Origin of the sequence: Verminephrobacter eiseniae EF01-2, from assembly GCF_000015565.1 — a bacterium.
Lineage (GTDB): Bacteria > Pseudomonadota > Gammaproteobacteria > Burkholderiales > Burkholderiaceae_C > Acidovorax > Acidovorax eiseniae.
This window is the reverse complement of sequence record NC_008786.1, coordinates 2,974,247-2,990,584: the sequence shown is the minus strand read 5'-3', so window position 1 is coordinate 2,990,584 and position 16,338 is coordinate 2,974,247. Positions and strand designations below refer to the sequence as shown.

The following is a 16,338-nucleotide window of genomic DNA, read 5'->3' as shown; positions in this document are numbered from 1 at the left end:
CGCTACGCTATTGATTCCATCAACGCATGAATCGCGTGCCCTCATGGCCTTCGCCGAACCCGCTCCCGCCGTTCCTCGCTCGCGCCCCGTGAGCGCCGGCCATTGGCGCGCTTTTCTGGCCGTCGCGCAGCATTTGAACTTTCGCGCTGCCGCCGATGAACTGGCGCTGACCCAGTCGGCCGTCAGCCGCCAGATCCAGGCGCTGGAGGAGGAATTGGGGCTGGCGTTGTTTCTGCGCCATACGCGGGCGGTGGAGTTGACCGGCGCGGGCGCGCAGTTGCAGCGTGCCGTGGCCCCGGCGCTGGAGCGCATCGACAGCGCCGTGCGTCTGGTGCGCAAGACGGCCGGCCGCCGCTGCGTGACCATCACCACCTGGGCCAGTTTTGCCTCGATGTGGCTGATTACGCGCATGGAGGAGTTTCAGCGCGACCACCCCGGCGTCGATATCCGCATCGATGCCAGCGATACGCTGGTGGATCTGGACACCTCGGACGTGGACCTGGCCCTGCGCTACTGCCTGCCCGGTGCGGGCACCCAGGGCGGTCTGCGGCTGTTCGGCGAGCAATTGTCGGTGGTGGCCAGCCCCTGGCTGCTCAAGAGCGGCCCGGCGCTGCGCCGTCCGGCCGATGCCGCCCGGTTCACGCTGATCGAGGCCAGCGACGCGCACCGCAGCCAGCGCATGGAGTGGCTCAGTTGGCGCCGCTGGTTCGCCCGCCAAGACCTGCCCCGGCTAGAGCCGGCGCGCTGGCTGTACTTCAACTATGCCCACCAGATCGTGCAGGCGGCCCGCAGCGGCCAGGGCTTGGCGCTGGCGCGCATGCCGCTGATTGCCGACGTGCTGGCGGCCGGGGACTTGGTGGAAGTGCTGCCGCAGCACCGCATCGATACGCCGCTGGCCTACTGGCTGGTGGTGGGGCCGCGCAGCGCGCAGCGACCGGAGATCAAAGCCTTTTGCGCCTGGCTGCACATCCAGGCGCAGGCCACGCGCGCAGCGATCGGAGAGCCTGCCGGCCCGAACGGCGACGAGCACCCGCACTGAGCTTTTGCCTGGCCCTGCGGCGGCCGTGAATGCTGCTTTTTTTGATCGCCGTCGGCGAATCAGGATCGGGCGCTACGAGCCATTTTCATGGCCCGTCAACCCAGGGTCACGCGGGCAAACCTGCGCTTGCCGACCTGCAGCACGTAGGTGCCGGCGCCGAGCTTCAGGCCCTTGTCGCTGACCAGGCTGCCGTCCACGCGCACGCCGTTGCCGTCGATCAGCCGGTGGGCCTCGCTGGTCGATGGCGCCAGTCCGGCCTGCCGCAGCAGCACGCCAATGCCCAGCGGCGCGCCCGACAGGGTCAAGGCCGCAATCGCGTCGGGCACGCCGCCCTGGCTGCGGACGATGAAGTCCTGCTCGGCGGCGTCGGCTGCCGCTGCGCCGTGAAAGCGCGCGGTGATTTCCTTGGCCAGCAGCACCTTGGCGTCCTTGGGGTTGCGGCCCCCGGCGACTTCGGCCTTGAGCGCGGCAATCCCGGCCAGCGAGCGCCAGGACAGCAGCGGGTACCAGTCCCACATCAATGTGTCCGGTATCGACAGCAGCTTGGCGTACATGGTGTTGGCGCTTTCGGTGATGGCGATGTAGTTGTTCTTCGACTTGGACATCTTGTCCACGCCATCGAGCCCGACCAGCAGCGGCATCGTGAGCACGCATTGCGGCTCCTGGCCATGCTCGTGCTGCAGGTGGCGCCCCATCAGCAGGTTGAACTTCTGGTCGGTGCCGCCGAGCTCCAGGTCGCTCTTCAAGGCCACGGAGTCATAGCCCTGCATCAGCGGGTACAAAAACTCGTGCACCGAAATCGACTGGCCCGTGGTGTAGCGCTTGTGGAAGTCCTCGCGCTCCATCATCCGCGCCACGGTGTACATGGCGGCCAGCCGGATCATGCCCTGCGCGCCCAGGGGCTCGCTCCATTCGCTGTTGTAGCGGATCTCGGTGCGGGCGGGGTCCAGCACCAGGCTGGCCTGGCGGTAGTAGGTCTCGGCGTTGGCCTGGATCTGCTCGGGCGTGAGCGCCGGGCGCGTGTGGTTGCGGCCCGAGGGGTCGCCGATCAGGCTGGTGAAGTCGCCGATCAGAAAAATCACCTGGTGCCCCAGGTCTTGCAACTGCCGCAGTTTGTTGAGCACCACCGTGTGGCCGAGGTGGATGTCCGGCGCCGTGGGGTCCAGCCCCAGTTTGATGCGCAGCGGCTGGCCGGTGGCCTCCGAGCGCACGAGCTTTTTGACCCATTCGTCCTGCGGCAGCAGTTCATGCGCGCCGCGCAGCGAGATTTCCAGGGCCTGCCTGACCCCATCGGACACCGGGGCAGTGGTAACAGCAGATTGATTCATACGGGTTTGTTCAGATGCACAGGCCGCAGGCGCGGCTATACTCCGGCCCACATTGCGCAGGCGGATTCTAGTGGGCCCGCCGTTTCCGCCTGTTTTCACGGCTTCACCGTTGCATCATCCCCGACCATTTTTTCACCCACCCGTGCACCCTGCCCCACCCCCCTGTTCGTACCCGGGGCCGGTCATGGTTTCACGATCAGCCAGGGGTAGACCTTTGATTCATGGCTTGACCAGCGCCTGCACGGCCTTGCTCGACCAGTTGTCGCGCACCATCGGGCAGCATCCCCGGCGGGTGACTGCCACTGTCACGGCCTTGCTGCTCACCGGCGGTGGTGGCGCTTTTGCCGTAGCGTCCTTGGGGCCGGATCCGGCCGAGTTGCCGGTGAGCATGATGAACTACCCCGTGCCATCGCTGGCCGAGGATCTGGTGCTCGGCCAGTTCGATGCCCCCGGCTTCTCGCTGTTTCGCTCCGAGCAGGTGCGCAGCAGCGATACGCCGGAGTCCCTGCTGCAACGCCTGGGCGTGGCCGACCCGGCCGCCGCCGCTTTTTTGCGCAGCGACGCCACCGTGCGCCAGAACATGCTGGGCCGCAGCGGCCGCAGCGTGTCGGCAGAAACCACCGACGACCACCGGCTGATCCGCCTGACGGTGCGTTGGGTGCCCGATGGCAGCGGCAGCTTTCGCCGCCTGATCGTCGAGCGCAACTGCGAGCAGTTCGGCACGCGCGTCGAGAACGCAAGCCTGACCGCCAGCAGCCGCCTGGCCGGCGGCGTCATCCACAGTTCGCTGTTTGCTGCCACCGACGCCGCGAACATCCCCGACGCGGTGGCCGTGCAAGTGGCCGAACTATTCTCGGGCAACATCGACTTTCGGCGCTCGCTGCGCAAGGGCGACCGCTTCTCGGTGGTCTACGAAACGCTGCAAGCCGATGGCGAGCCTTTGGGCACCGGCCGGGTGCTCAGCGCCGAGTTCATCAACGACGGCAAGACCCACCAGGCGATCTGGTTCCAGGAGCCAGGGGCGGCCAAGGGCGCCTACTACACGCCAGACGGCCAGAGCATGCGCCGCGCCTACCTGAGCTCCCCGGTGGAATTCTCGCGCGTGACCAGCGGCTTCGCGATGCGCCTGCATCCGATCCTGAAGACCTGGCGCGCCCACTTGGGCATCGATTTCGCGGCCCCTACCGGCACTGCGGTGCGCAGCGTGGGCGATGGCGTGGTGGCGTTTGCCGGCGTGCAAAACGGCTATGGCAACGTCGTCTTCGTCAAGCACCGCAACCAGCATGTCACGGTCTACGCCCACCTGAGCCGGATAGATGTGCGCCCGGGCCAGTCGATCGAGCAGGGCCAGACGCTGGGCGCCGTGGGCGCCACCGGCTGGGCCACCGGGCCGCACCTGCATTTCGAGTTCCGCGTCAACGGGCATTACCAGGACCCGACGAGCATCGTCGCCGCAAGCGGAACCGCCGCCCCGGTCTCGGCCGCCGCCCGCCCGGCCTTCGATCGCCTGGCTGCGAACATGCGGGTTCAACTGTCCGCCGCCGCCTTGTTGGCGCAGGCCAGCGCCGATTGATCCGCGCCGGCCCGCAGATCACCGGCCCGCACATCACCCGTCCGCATTACCGGCCTGCACCGCTGGCGCGCACCATCCCGGGCCATGTCCGAGCTGTACATCGGCCTGATGTCAGGCACCTCGCTCGACGGGATCGACGGCGTGCTGGCCGATTTCTCCGGTGCGCGCATGCAGGTCAGGCAGCACGCCAGCGCCGCATTCGCGCCAGCGCTGCGCGCCGAACTGCTGGCCCTCAACAGCCCCGGCGACAACGAGTTGCACCGCGCCGCGCTGGCGGGCAATGCGCTGTCGCGGGCCTATGCCCGGCTCGTGCATGCGCTGCTTGCGCGCAGCGGCCACAGCGCCAGCGCGATCGGCGCGATCGGCGCCCATGGGCAGACCGTGCGGCACCGCCCGCAGGCGTTCGATGGCACGGGCTACACCCTGCAACTGGGCAACCCGGCGCTGCTGGCCGAACTGACGGGCATCGCCGTGGTGGCCGATTGGCGCAGCCGCGACCTGGCGGCCGGCGGCCAGGGCGCGCCGCTGGTTCCGGCGTTCCACCAGAGCATCTTCGGACGTGCCGCAGAGACCGTGCTGGTGCTGAACATCGGCGGCATCGCCAACCTCAGCGTGCTGGCGCCCGACGGCACGGTGCTCGGGTTCGACTGCGGCCCGGGCAACGCGCTGCTCGACCACTGGTGCCAGCAGCACCGAGGCCAGCCTTTTGACCGCGACGGCGCCTGGGCCGCAGCCGGCCAGGTACTGCCCGACCTGCTGGCCGCGCTGCTGCAAGAGCCTTTTTTGCAGCAGCCGCCCCCGAAAAGCACGGGGCGCGATCTGTTCAATCCGGCCTGGCTCGCTGCCCGGCTGCGGGATTTCGGGCCGGCGGCCGCTGTCGATGTCCAGGCCACATTGACGGAATTTACCGTCAGCGCATGTATTGCAGGCACCCGTGACCATCAAGGAAATGGCGCCATGTTGGCGGTCTGCGGCGGCGGCGCCCGCAACACCTACCTGATGCAGCGCCTACAGGCGGCCAGTCCGGCGCTGCGGGTGGTGGCAACCGACACCCTGGGTCTGCCCGCGCTGCAAGTCGAGGCTGCCGCCTTTGCCTGGCTGGCACGCCAGACGCTGTGCGGCGCGCCGGGCAACCTGCCTGGCGTGACCGGCGCAGCCGGCCCGCGCGTGCTGGGCGCGGTGTACCCGCGCTGAACCGGTCCGGCGCTGGCGCTCATTGGAGTACCTTCGCCTTCGGCTACGGTATGAGCGCCTTCGGGCGGCCGTGCGGCGCTCATGCAGAAAAGCTCGAACCGCAGCCGCAGGTGGTGGTCGCGTTCGGGTTCTTGATGACGAACTGCGCGCCCTGCAGGTCTTCCTTGTAGTCGATCTCGGCGCCGACCAGGTACTGGTAGCTCATCGCATCGATCAGCAGCGAGACACCGTTCTTGGTCATCGTGGTGTCGTCTTCGTTGGTGATTTCATCGAAGGTGAAACCGTACTGAAAGCCCGAGCAGCCGCCGCCTTGCACGAACACGCGCAGTTTGAGCTCAGGGTTGCCCTCCTCGGCAATCAGCTGCGCCACCTTGGCCGCTGCGCTGTCGGTGAACAGGATGGGTGCGGGCATTCCGGTCTGGATGTTTTCGGCAACGGCGCTCATGGGGTACTCCGGGTTCAGGGTATGGCCGGGAATACTACTGCAAACTGCTCGGGAATTGCGCTCACTGGCGGCTTGACGCCAGTTCCAGTGGGGGCTTTTGCTCGGCCAGCACCGATGTCGGGAACAACTGCCCGGCAATCGTGCCGCCCTGGTGCATCTCCAACGCCTTGTAATGCACGTCGCCCTCGATCTGCGCCTTGGGTTGCAGTTCCAGCAACTCGGCCGCATGCACGGTGCCGATCACCTGGCCATTGACGATCACATGGTCGGCATGCACCATGCCTTCGACACGGGCGGTTTCGGAGATCACCAAAATGCTGGGCTGCTCCGCGCCTGCCCGGATATTCCCGGCCACCACGCCATCGATGCGCAAGCCTTCGACGAAATGCACATCGCCTTCGATCCTCATGCCCTGAGCGATCAGGCTTTTGATCGGCGGCTGCTTTTTACGGGAAAACATCGGCAAGACTCCTGGAAAGGCAGGCCACCACGGCATGTCAACGCAGCGCAGGGTCGACCGGCATGGTTTGCGTGGTGCGCACGGTGGCTCCGTCGAGCACGCGCGCGGTCACGGTTTTTACCACGGCATGGGGCGGCAAATCGAGCAAACCCCCGACGCGGCGGTATTGCCTGACCTGCAACGCCTGCCCCTGGGGCGGCAGGATCTGCGTCCAGGGCCTGCCGCTTTGCATGCCGGCGAGCTCCAGTTCCAGCCGCCCGTTGAACTCGGGCGCATTGCGCGCGGACTGTATGACCAGTGCCTGCCAGCGCAGTTGTATCCCGCCCAGCACTTCGGCCTGCAGCGCGCGAATCGCCAAGCCATCGGTCTTGGCCGCCGGCAGCAGTTTCTCGAAGAAACCCAGGTCGCCACGCAGCGTCCGGTTGTCGGCCTCCAACTGCCGCACCTGGGCCATCAGGCTTTCCTTGGCGGCGCGCTCGGTGGCCAACAGGCTTTCGGCCGTCGCTGCCACCGTCTGCCGTTGCCGGGCTTGATCGCGCAGCACGGTGATTTCGGATTGGAGCCGCAGGAATTCGGTGCGCGAGACCCGGTCGAACCCGGCAATCGACTTGCCGAACTCGAACGCCCACAGCGCCAGCGACGCGCAAAAGCCAAGCACCAGCGCCAGGGCCACCCAGCGCAACGGCCAGGGCAAGGCACTGCGTATCGCAACGCGGGGCGCGCTGATGGTCAGCCGACGGCGAAGAAGACGCAAGCGCATGGCATGGGGCGGAAAAAGAGCGCACCATAAGCGAAAAACCGTCCGAAGACGGTTTTTTCCTGCCCGGTGGCAGGCCCTCAGCGCTTGGAGAACTGCTTGGCGCGGCGGGCGGAGTGCAGACCGACCTTCTTGCGCTCGACTTCGCGCGCGTCGCGCGTCACGAAGCCGGCCTGGCTCAGCGCGGGCTTGAGCGCGGCGTCGTAATCGATCAGCGCGCGGGTGATGCCGTGGCGGGCGGCGCCGGCCTGGCCGGATTCACCACCGCCGTACACGTTGATCCGGATGTCGAAGGTCTCGACATGGTTGGTCAACGCCAGCGGTTGCCGGGCGATCATGATCGAGGTTTCGCGGCCGAAGTAGGACTGTATGTCCTTGCCGTTGATCGTGATCTTGCCGGAGCCTTTTTTCAAAAACACGCGGGCGACGCTGGACTTGCGCCGGCCGGTGCCATTGTTCCATTGACCAATCATCGCGCGGCTCCTTGAATTTCCAGCACCTTGGGCTGCTGGGCGCTGTGGGGGTGCTCGGGCCCACCGTACACCTTGAGTTTCTTGATCATCGCGTAGCCCAGGGGGCCTTTGGGCAGCATGCCCTTGACCGCCTTTTCCAGCGCGCGGCCGGGGTGCCTGGCCTGCATGTCGCGAAAGTTCACCGCCGTAATGCCGCCGGGGTAGCCCGAGTGGCGGTAGTACACCTTGTCCAGCGATTTGGTGCCGGTGACCTTGATCCGGGCGGCGTTGATGATGACGATGAAGTCACCGGTATCGACATGAGGCGTGTAAATGGCCTTGTGTTTGCCGCGCAAACGGAGAGCAACTTCGCTGGCTACTCGTCCGAGGACCTTGTCGGTCGCGTCAATCACAAACCACTCATGCACGACCTCAGCGGGCTTGGCGCTGATTGTAGACATGGGTTTTGCAAGCAGGAGGTGGTGGCGGTCCTTGCCCACGGCCGGTGCAACTCTCGTCGGGAAGCCTCGCGGTGGGAATCGATCTTCGCTGCGGGACCAAAAAAACGCGGCGAAGCCGGCCATTGTACGGGATTCGTCCGCTGCAGGCGCAAACCAGCCGCCAACCAACCGGGCCGTCAGCCCGTCGGGGCCTTGCCGCGCCGTGCGGCCTCATACAGCCCCTGCACCTTGGGCAGGTTCTGCGTGAGCTCGCGTATGCGCGCAGGCCCTGTCGGGTGGGTGGACAAGAAGGCCGGGCCGCCGCTCTGGCGGCCCGTGGCCTGGCCCATTTTGCGCCACAGACTGACGGCAGCCGCAGGCTCGAAGCCGCCGCGTGCGGCCAGTTCCAGCCCCACCAGATCGGCCTCACTCTCGTCCGAACGGCCGTACTTCAACGTCAGCAACTGCCCGCCGAAGCTGGCAGCGGCCTGGCCCAGGTCGCCCAGGCCCAGCAGTTGCGCGCCGAGCCGCAGCGCCAGGTGGGTGCCTTGCGTCTTGGCGAGGCGTTCGCGCGCATGCTCGCGCAGCGCATGGGCCATTTCGTGGCCCATGACCATCGCGGCCTCATCGTCGCTCAGTCTGAGTTGCTCCAGGATGCCGGTGTAGAACACGATCTTGCCGCCGGGCATGCAAAAGGCGTTGATCTGCGCGCTGTCGATCAGGCTGACCTCCCAGCGCCACTGCCGCGCGCGCTCGTTCCAGGGCGCGGCATACACCATCAACCGGCGCGCAATCGCATGCAGGCGCTGCAGCGAGGGGTGGCTGCGGGACACCAGCACGCGCCGGGCCTGGGCCTCGGACAGCATTTGCTGGTACTGCCGGGCGGCCGCTTGTTCCAGCGCTGGGGCGGACACCAGTTTGCGCAGACTGGATGCGGCGCCCACGTCCACCTGCGCCAGCACCGGGGTCGCGGCGCCGGCGCCGGCGGCCAGCAGGAAAGCGCGGCGCGCCGACCACGGGGATGAGGTCATCATGCAGGCCGTGGGGCCGAAGGCGGGGCAGGAAAAGCACATGCGGGAATAATAGACAAAACCGTCCGGCGCCAATGACCCCCCCGAATTCCGCCTTGCCCCGCGCCGCCCGCCTCTCGTGGCGCAGCAGCCTGCGCGTGTACCTGGAGGGCGCCAGCCTGCGCATGCTGGCGCTGGGCTTTGCCGCCGGTCTGCCGCTCCTGCTGGTCCTGGGCACGCTGAGCTTTCGCCTGCGCGAGGCGGGCCTGGAGCGCAGCACCATCGGTTATCTGAGCTGGGTAGGGCTGGTCTATGGCTTCAAGTGGCTGTGGGCGCCGCTGGTCGACCGCATGCCGATCCCGGTGCTCACGCGCCTGCTGGGCCGCCGCCGCAGTTGGTTGCTGCTGTCGCAGGGCATCGTGGTGGCCGGCCTGGTGGGCATGGCGCTGGCAGACCCGCGCCTGGCCCTCACGCCGATGGTGTGGTGCGCATTGGCCGTGGCGTTCGGCTCGGCCACGCAGGACATTGCGCTCGATGCCTTGCGCATCGAATCGGCCAGCGCCGAGCGCCAGGCGGCGTTGGCCGCCTGCTACCAGATCGGCTACCGCCTGGCGGTGATCTGGGCCGGTGCGGGCGCGCTGTGGATTGCCGCGCGCATGGAGGCTGCGCCCGTCCTGGCGTCGGGCGCTGCGGCCTACCAGAACGGCGCCTGGCAAGCGGCCTACCTGGCCATGGCGGCGTCGATGGCCCTGGGGGTGGTGACCGTGCTGCTGGCGCCCGAACCCGCGCCGGTGCCACTGCCTGCGGCCAGGAACGCCGGGCAGTGGCTCAGGGCGGCGGTGCTGGAGCCTTTTGCCGACTTCCTGCGCCGCCATGGCTGGCAGGCGGCATCGATCCTGGCGCTGATCGCCGTATACCGCATCAGCGATGTGGTGATGGGCATCATGGCCCAGCCGTTCTATGTCGACATGGGCTTCAGCAAGGATGAGGTGGCGACCGTGACCAAACTGTACGGCGTCGTGATGACGCTGGCCGGCACCTTTGCCGGCGGCCTGCTGGCCCTGCGCTTTGGCGTGATGCGCATCCTGATGCTGGGGGCCGTGCTCAGCGCCGGCAGCAATCTGCTGTTTGCCTGGCTGGCCGGCCATGGGCATGACGTAGCCGCGTTGATCGCCGTGGTGTCGGCGGACAACCTGGCCGGCGGCATCGCCTCGGCCGCCTTCGTCACCTACCTGTCTGGCCTGACCAATGTGCGCTATTCGGCCACGCAGTACGCGCTGTGCAGTTCGCTGATGATGCTGCTGCCCAAGTTCGTCGCCGGCTTCTCGGGCCGCTATGTCGATGCCTTCGGCTATGCGCCGTTCTTCACCGCCACCGCCCTGCTGGGGCTGCCGGCGCTGCTGCTGGTGTGGCTGGCGGCACGGGTCACCACCAGGGGCGGCACTTGACTGGCATGCGCATGGTGGCGAAAACGGCCTTCCGGGTACTTTTCAAAAAAAAACCTCTCCTCACTGAACTTTACAAAGAATTCAACACAGCGCGCGCGCCGGCGACGACCATGGCAGTCCACGAGATCGCCCACTACGCATGCCCCATGAGTTCGCAACTGCTGATGATCGAAGACGATGCCCGCCTGGCGCACATGGTGAGCACCTACTTGGCCCAGTCCGGCCTGCAAGTGACGCACTGCGCGGATGGCAAGAGCGGGCTGGCCCATTTGCAAAACCCCGAGTCGGGCATACCGGCCGAGTTGGTGATCCTGGACCTGATGCTGCCCGACATCGACGGCCTGGAAATGTGCCGCCGCATCCGCTCGCTGCCGGGCAGCGCAGCGCAGGTGCCGGTGCTGATGCTCACGGCCAAGGGCGACCCGATGGACCGCATCGTCGGCCTGGAGATGGGCGCCGATGATTACCTGCCCAAGCCCTTCGAACCCCGTGAACTGCTGGCCCGCATCCGCGCCATCCTGCGCCGCCGCACCAATGGCGGCCGCATATCCAGCGCGCAGGTGCTGCGTTTCGGCACGCTGGAGATCGACCGCGACGCGCACACCGTGACGGTGGCCGGGCAGTTGGCCGAACTGACCGCCTACCAGTTCGACCTGCTCCTGGCCCTGGTCGAGCGGGCCGGCCGCGTGCTGACGCGCGACCAGATCATGGAGGCCGTGCGCGGCCGCGAGTTGGAGGCTTTCGACCGTTCCATCGACGTGCATATGGGGCGCATCCGCGCGGCCATCGAGACCGACGCCAAGAACCCGCGCCGCATCCTGACGGTGCGCGGCGTGGGTTATATGTTCGCCAAGCAGCAAGATTGATGTGAAACACCCCCGCGTCGCCGACGGTCTGGCAAAGGCAGTTCTGCGGCCTGCCTGGCTTGGGGCGAAGCTGTTGCATGCGCCATCTGCGCCCCCGGAAACTGACCTGACCTGCGCTGGTTTTGGCATGTCGCTGATCAACCCCCTTTCCCGCCGCCTGTACCTGCGCATCTGGCTGGCCGTGGTCGGCTGCATGGCGCTGCTCACGCTCAGCGTGGGCTGGTCCTGGCGCATTGCACAGGAGCAAAAAGACCCGCCCGCCCTGCCCCCCACGCCGCCCGCGCGCCAGATGGTGCTGCGCGACGCTGCCGGCCACCCGGTGCTGCGCGGCCTGCTCACGCGCACCACGCTGGCGTCCGGCGAGTTCGCCAATGGCACCGAATTGCGCATCCAGTCCAACTCCGGCCAATGGTTCACGCTGCAAATGGCCCCGCACCCATCCCCTGGCGGGCAGCCCGCCGACACCGGCCACGCCGATGCCGCTTTCTGGACCCGGCCGCCGTTTGGCTTCCTGTGGCTGCTGGGCATCGTCAGCCTGGCAGCGGCCGTGGGCGTGTACCCCATCATCCGGCGGCTGACGCTGCGGCTGGAAACCTTGCAGCGCAGCGTGCAAAAGTTTGGCGAAGGCGACCTGTCGGTGCGCGTGCCCGAGCAAGGGCGCGATGAGGTGGCGGACCTGGCGCGCCAGTTCAACGCAGCCGCCGCGCGCGTGGAAGCGCTGGTCCAATCGCACAAATCGCTGCTGGCCAACGCCTCGCATGAACTGCGCTCGCCGCTGACCCGCATCCGCATGGGGCTGGAACTGATGAGCGGGGACCAGCCCTCGCCCGCATTCCGCGAGGAAATCCTGCACAACATTGCCGAACTCGACCAACTGGTCGACGAGATCCTGCTGGCCAGCCGCCTGGACGCGCGCGAGGCCGATGTGGGCACCGTGGAACTGGTGGACCTGATCGGCCTGGCGGCCGAGGAATGCGCGCGCGTGGACGCCGACCTGGCGGTCAATTCCAGTTCCGACGCGCTGCAAGTGCTCGGCGTGGCCAAGCTGCTGCGCCGGGCCTTGCGCAATCTGCTGGAAAACGCGCAACGCCACAGCACCGGCAACATCACCGTGCTGCTCCAGCGCTGCCAGGGCTACGCCGAGGTGCAGGTCTGTGACCGTGGCCCGGGCGTGCCCCCGAACCAGCGCGAACGCATCTTCGAGCCCTTCTACCGCCTGCCCGGCGCCAGCGAGCGCGCCGGCGGCGTGGGCCTGGGGCTGTCCCTGGTGCGCTCGATTGCCGGGCGCCACAACGGCAGCGTGCACTGCAAAGACCACGCTGGCGGTGGCGCCTGCTTTGTGCTGCACCTGCCGCCGCACCAGGAATGAGTTCCCCCGCATCGCTTGCGATGCGTTTGTCCCGTTCATCGCTTGCGATACGTTGATCCCGCTCATCGCTCATCGCTTGTCGCTTGCCGTGCGCTCGTCTGCCGCATCGCCTGCGTTGCCGGTCCTTGAACGGCAGCGCGCCAGCCCACGATCCGGCAACCGTCTGCCGCCATGCCAAAACTCCTCGGCCCGCGCTTTTGCACCGGTTTCGGTTTGCTCACCCCGATGGCGCTCGCGCCGATGGCACTGGCCTCTGGCGGCGCGCTGGCCAGTGCCTGCGCCCGCGCAGGGGCCTTGGGGCTGGTCGGCGGCGGCTATGGCGACCTAGTTCACTGCACCATTGAAACAACACCCCATTTGTGGTTAAATGCAACACATGGGAAAAATGAATCTGACCGACGCCGAGCGAGACAAATTGCTGACCGCCACGCGTAGCCGCACGGCGCGCGTGGCGGACGTGCGCAGGGCCAAGCTGATCCTCATGCTCGAAGAGGGTCAGTCGCGCGACACCATCATGCAAAGGCTCGAATGCGACTCGCGTTTCATCTCCCGCTGGTCCAGCCGCTTTCTCAGCGAGCGCCTGGCGGGCATGTACGCCCGGCATCCGGGACGCGCGCCCAAGCAGCCACCGGCCAAACTGGAGGCGCGGGTGCTCAACTACACGCTCAGGCGCAAGCCGAGCGATGGCTCCACGCACTGGAGCAGCTACAAGCTGTCGGCTGAACTTGGTGACGTATCCGTTTCTGCGGTTCAGCGCATCTGGCGCAAGCACAACGTGCGACCGCAAAGACTGGATCGACACATGGTGTCCAACGACCCGGACTTCGAGACCAAGGCGGCCGATGTGATCGGGCTGTACCTCAATCCACCGGCGCACGCCGTGGTGTTCTGCGTCGATGAGAAGACCGCCATCCAGGCACTCGATCGCAAGGACCGGATGCTGCCGCTGTCGTCAGGGCGTGCCGAGAGCCACGGATTCGAGTACAAGAGAAACGGCACACTGAGCTTGTTCGCGGCGCTGAACACCGCCACCGGCCAGGTGCTGGGCAAGACCGCAGCGCGCCACACCAGCGAGCAATTCGTTGCCTTCCTTACCGACATCGTCGCCAGCCAGTGCGAGCGGCAGGAGATCCATGTCATCTGCGACAACGTCAGCAGCCACAAGACCCAGCGCGTGCGGGACTTCCTTGTACGGCACGGCAACGTGCGCATGCACTTCACACCCACGTACTCGTCGTGGCTGAACCAAGTGGAGAACTGGTTCTCGCGCATTCAGCGTGATGTCATAACCCGCGGCGTATTTACCTCGGTGCAGGACTTGGGGCGAAAGCTGATGCGCTACATCCGCGAACACAACAAGAATCCCAAGCCCATCAAGTGGAAGTACGACGATCCATCAAGGCGCATTCGACAGGTGCTTATTCAATGATTCAGTGGACTAGGGCGCGTTAACAATCCATGGGTTATGTCTATACTTGATCTTTGAATGAATAGGGGCCCAAGATGCAAGAAGTCAGAAAACTACTATGTGATGAACAATGGGAGAAATTATCTCCGTTATTACCGGGTAAGCCGAGCGATCCTGGGGCGACCGCCCAGGACAATCGGCTATTTTTGGAAGCGGTGTTGTGGATCATGCGCACGGGTTCACCATGGCGAGACTTGCCTGCAGAATTGGGCAACTGGCACACGACATACACGCGGTTCAAACGCTGGGGCGAGTCGGGCGTATGGCAGCGGGTCTGCGAAATTGTCAGTGGCGACAGAGATTTGAAAATGCTGATGATCGATAGTACGGTGGTGCGTGCACATCAACACGCTGCTGGTGCCAAAAAAAAGAGGGGCCACAGGCAATAGGCCGTTCGCGTGGTGGATGGACGAGCAAGATTCACGTCGTTGTCGATGCGCTCGGTAGCCCAGTGCGTTGGCTGCTCACTGGTGGCGAGGTAGCCGATATTACACAAGCCAAGTCGCTGTTGGAAGGCTTGAAAGCCGATGCGGTACTGGCTGACAAGGGCTACGATGCCGATGCCCTGATTGACAGCATTCAGGTCGCTGGTGCGACGGCGGTCATTCCACCCAGGCGCAATCGTGTGGTGCAGCGAAGTTATGATCGACATCTGTATAAGGAGCGCAATTTGGTCGAGCGTTTTTTTAATCGGATCAAGCAATTCCGAAGAATCGCAACTCGTTATGAAAAGCTGGCGCGTAACTACCTGTCGTTTCTCAATCTGGTTTGTACTTATATCTGGATTACTTGATTGTTAACACGCCTTAGCGGCCGTGGTTATGGGTTTACTCAATGGCATGAACTCTTCACCCCACGCCAATTGGTAGCCCTCACCACATTTTCTGATCTGGTTCCAAAAGCCATCGCCAAAGTTCAAGCCGACGCCCGTGCCGCCGGGATGCCAGACGACGGCCTTGGATTGGATGCGGGTGGCGCAGCGGCTACGGCTTATGGTGAGGCGGTGGGGGTGTATTTGGCGTTTGCGATTAACAAAATGTGTGATCGTGGGTCGTCTATTTGTGGATGGGATACATCGCGTGACAGCATCAGAAATACGTTCGGTCGGCAAGCAATACCGATGGTGTGGGACTTTGCAGAAGCGAATTTTATTGAAAGCTCCGCAGGCAGTTATGAGAACGCTATCGACCAAGGTGTAAGGGTTGTGCGCGAATATCTCCCCGCCAGAGCCGCCGGATTTGCTGTTCAATGCGATGCGCAATCGCAAGTAATTTCACGGCAAAAGGTCATCTCCAGCGACCCGCCCTATTACGACAATATCGGCTACGCAGACCTGTCTGACTTCTTCTATGTCTGGCTGCGCAAGAGCTTGCGGCCCATCTTCCCTGACCTCTATACCACACTGGCCGTGCCCAAAGCCGAAGAATTGGTCGCCACGCCTTACCGCCACGGAGGCAAGGAACAGGCCGAAGCCTTTTTTCTGGATGGCATGACGCATGCCATGCACAATCTGGCGACACAGGCGCATCCGGCCTTCCCGGTCACCATCTATTACGCCTTCAAGCAAAGCGAGAGCAAAGACGATGCGGGCACCTCCAGCACCGGGTGGGAGACTTTTCTGGATGCGGTGCTGCGCGCAGGCTTTGCCATCACCGGCACCTGGCCAATGCGTACCGAAATGGGAAACCGCATGATCGGCTCAGGCACCAACGCACTGGCTTCCAGCATCGTACTGGTCTGCCGCAAGCGTGTTGCAAATGCCGCCACCGTCAGCCGCCGCGAATTTCTGCGCGAACTCAACGCAACGCTACCAGAAGCACTACAGGGCATGACCCGTGGTGGCATCAATTCTCCGGTAGCGCCAGTCGATTTGAGCCAGGCCATCATCGGCCCCGGCATGGCGATTTTCAGCCAATACGCCGCCGTGCTCGAAGCCGATGGCACGCCGATGCGTGTCAAGACAGCGCTGCAATTGATCAACCGTTTTTTCGCTGAAGATGATTTCGACCACAACACCCAGTTTTGCCTGCACTGGTTTGCAGCCGAGGGTTGGGCCTCGGGCAAATTCGGCACAGCCGATGTGCTGGCGCGCGCCAAAGGCACCAGTGTCGGCGGGCTGGTGGACGGCGGCACGGTACAGAGCAGCGGCGGCAATCTGCGCTTGCTGAAATGGGCCGAACTGCCGCGTGACTGGTCGCCCGATACCGACGCCCGTGTGTCCGTATGGGAGGCCCTGCACCAACTCATCCGCGCCTTGAATCAGGACGGTGAATCCACCGCCGGTGCGCTGCTGGCACGCATGCCCGCCCAGGCCGACCCCCTGCGTGCGCTGGCTTATCGGCTGTACACGCTGTGCGAGCGCAAGGGCTGGGCCGAAGATGCCCGCGCCTATAACGAACTGGTCACGGCGTGGAGCGCCATCGAACAGGCCGCTGGCGAGGCGGGTATGTTAGGCTCTCAAGGGCAGTTGGAAATTTGATTTGGAGACA

At 65.3% G+C, this 16,338-nt stretch carries 15 protein-coding genes and 1 pseudogene; 9 read left to right on the top strand and 7 right to left on the bottom strand.

Going from position 1 to position 16,338, the window contains the following annotated elements; translation table 11 throughout:
- Positions 1-43: 43 nt before the first annotated feature.
- Positions 44-1,039, top strand: coding sequence for a LysR substrate-binding domain-containing protein (locus VEIS_RS12875; RefSeq protein WP_011810388.1), 996 nt, complete (start codon positions 44-46; stop codon positions 1,037-1,039).
- A gap of 95 nt (positions 1,040-1,134) precedes the next feature.
- Here VEIS_RS12875 and tyrS read toward each other — a convergent pair whose 3' ends face one another.
- The gene (gene tyrS, locus VEIS_RS12870; RefSeq protein ID WP_011810387.1) at positions 1,135-2,367 is read right to left on the bottom strand and encodes a tyrosine--tRNA ligase; all 1,233 of its coding nucleotides are present in this window, start codon (positions 2,365-2,367) and stop codon (positions 1,135-1,137) included.
- 214 nt (positions 2,368-2,581) lie between these two features.
- Here tyrS and VEIS_RS12865 point away from each other — a divergent pair, with 214 nt between their 5' ends.
- Both VEIS_RS12865 and VEIS_RS12860 read left to right on the top strand, forming a co-directional pair.
- Positions 2,582-3,940 (top strand): M23 family metallopeptidase, encoded by a 1,359-nt coding sequence (locus tag VEIS_RS12865; protein ID WP_041950019.1) that lies wholly within the window; start codon positions 2,582-2,584, stop codon positions 3,938-3,940.
- 84 nt (positions 3,941-4,024) lie between these two features.
- A complete protein-coding gene (locus VEIS_RS12860) occupies positions 4,025-5,134 on the top strand; it encodes an anhydro-N-acetylmuramic acid kinase (RefSeq protein ID WP_011810385.1) in 1,110 nt (369 codons plus the stop codon).
- A 79-nt stretch (positions 5,135-5,213) separates the two neighbouring features.
- Here the strand turns inward: VEIS_RS12860 and erpA are convergent, their stop codons facing one another.
- The 6 genes from erpA to VEIS_RS12830 all read right to left on the bottom strand — a co-directional run bounded on the left by erpA (position 5,214) and on the right by VEIS_RS12830 (position 8,761).
- On the bottom strand, positions 5,214-5,579 hold the full coding sequence (erpA, locus tag VEIS_RS12855; RefSeq protein ID WP_011810384.1) for an iron-sulfur cluster insertion protein ErpA: 366 nt from the start codon (positions 5,577-5,579) through the stop codon (positions 5,214-5,216).
- A gap of 61 nt (positions 5,580-5,640) precedes the next feature.
- Complete coding sequence (locus VEIS_RS12850) at positions 5,641-6,039, bottom strand: bactofilin family protein (RefSeq protein ID WP_041950018.1); 399 nt, start codon at positions 6,037-6,039, stop codon at positions 5,641-5,643.
- 37 nt (positions 6,040-6,076) lie between these two features.
- Positions 6,077-6,799, bottom strand: coding sequence for a DUF6776 family protein (locus VEIS_RS12845; RefSeq protein WP_011810382.1), 723 nt, complete (start codon positions 6,797-6,799; stop codon positions 6,077-6,079).
- A gap of 77 nt (positions 6,800-6,876) precedes the next feature.
- Positions 6,877-7,269, bottom strand: coding sequence for a 30S ribosomal protein S9 (gene rpsI, locus VEIS_RS12840; RefSeq protein WP_011810381.1), 393 nt, complete (start codon positions 7,267-7,269; stop codon positions 6,877-6,879).
- Complete coding sequence (gene rplM, locus VEIS_RS12835) at positions 7,266-7,709, bottom strand: 50S ribosomal protein L13 (protein ID WP_011810380.1); 444 nt, start codon at positions 7,707-7,709, stop codon at positions 7,266-7,268. Before rplM ends, rpsI begins: the two co-directional genes overlap by 4 nt.
- Before the next feature lie 176 nt (positions 7,710-7,885).
- Positions 7,886-8,761, bottom strand: a complete 876-nt coding sequence (locus tag VEIS_RS12830) for a M48 family metallopeptidase (RefSeq protein ID WP_083758622.1) — start codon at positions 8,759-8,761, stop codon at positions 7,886-7,888.
- 32 nt (positions 8,762-8,793) lie between these two features.
- Here VEIS_RS12830 and VEIS_RS12825 point away from each other — a divergent pair, with 32 nt between their 5' ends.
- The 6 genes and pseudogenes from VEIS_RS12825 to VEIS_RS12800 all read left to right on the top strand — a co-directional run.
- Positions 8,794-10,146 carry an AmpG family muropeptide MFS transporter gene (locus VEIS_RS12825; RefSeq protein WP_041950017.1) on the top strand — a complete coding sequence of 451 codons (1,353 nt, stop codon included), beginning with the start codon at positions 8,794-8,796 and terminating at the stop codon, positions 10,144-10,146.
- Between the two features lie 146 nt (positions 10,147-10,292).
- Positions 10,293-11,012 carry a response regulator gene (locus VEIS_RS12820; RefSeq protein ID WP_011810377.1) on the top strand — a complete coding sequence of 240 codons (720 nt, stop codon included), beginning with the start codon at positions 10,293-10,295 and terminating at the stop codon, positions 11,010-11,012.
- A gap of 127 nt (positions 11,013-11,139) precedes the next feature.
- Entirely contained in the window at positions 11,140-12,381 is a 1,242-nt protein-coding gene (locus VEIS_RS12815; protein ID WP_041950813.1) for a HAMP domain-containing sensor histidine kinase, read from the top strand.
- Between the two features lie 367 nt (positions 12,382-12,748).
- Positions 12,749-13,810, top strand: a complete 1,062-nt coding sequence (locus VEIS_RS12810) for an IS630 family transposase (protein ID WP_011810375.1) — start codon at positions 12,749-12,751, stop codon at positions 13,808-13,810.
- A gap of 74 nt (positions 13,811-13,884) precedes the next feature.
- Positions 13,885-14,642 (top strand): IS5 family transposase gene (locus tag VEIS_RS26260; RefSeq protein ID WP_086014358.1). Its coding sequence is split into 2 segments (ribosomal slippage): positions 13,885-14,215 and positions 14,215-14,642, totalling 759 coding nucleotides; the frame shifts between segments, so codons are not numbered across the junction.
- Between the two features lie 27 nt (positions 14,643-14,669).
- Positions 14,670-16,328, top strand: a pseudogene (locus tag VEIS_RS12800) (DUF1156 domain-containing protein); the annotation flags it as partial.
- Positions 16,329-16,338: the final 10 nt, after the last annotated feature.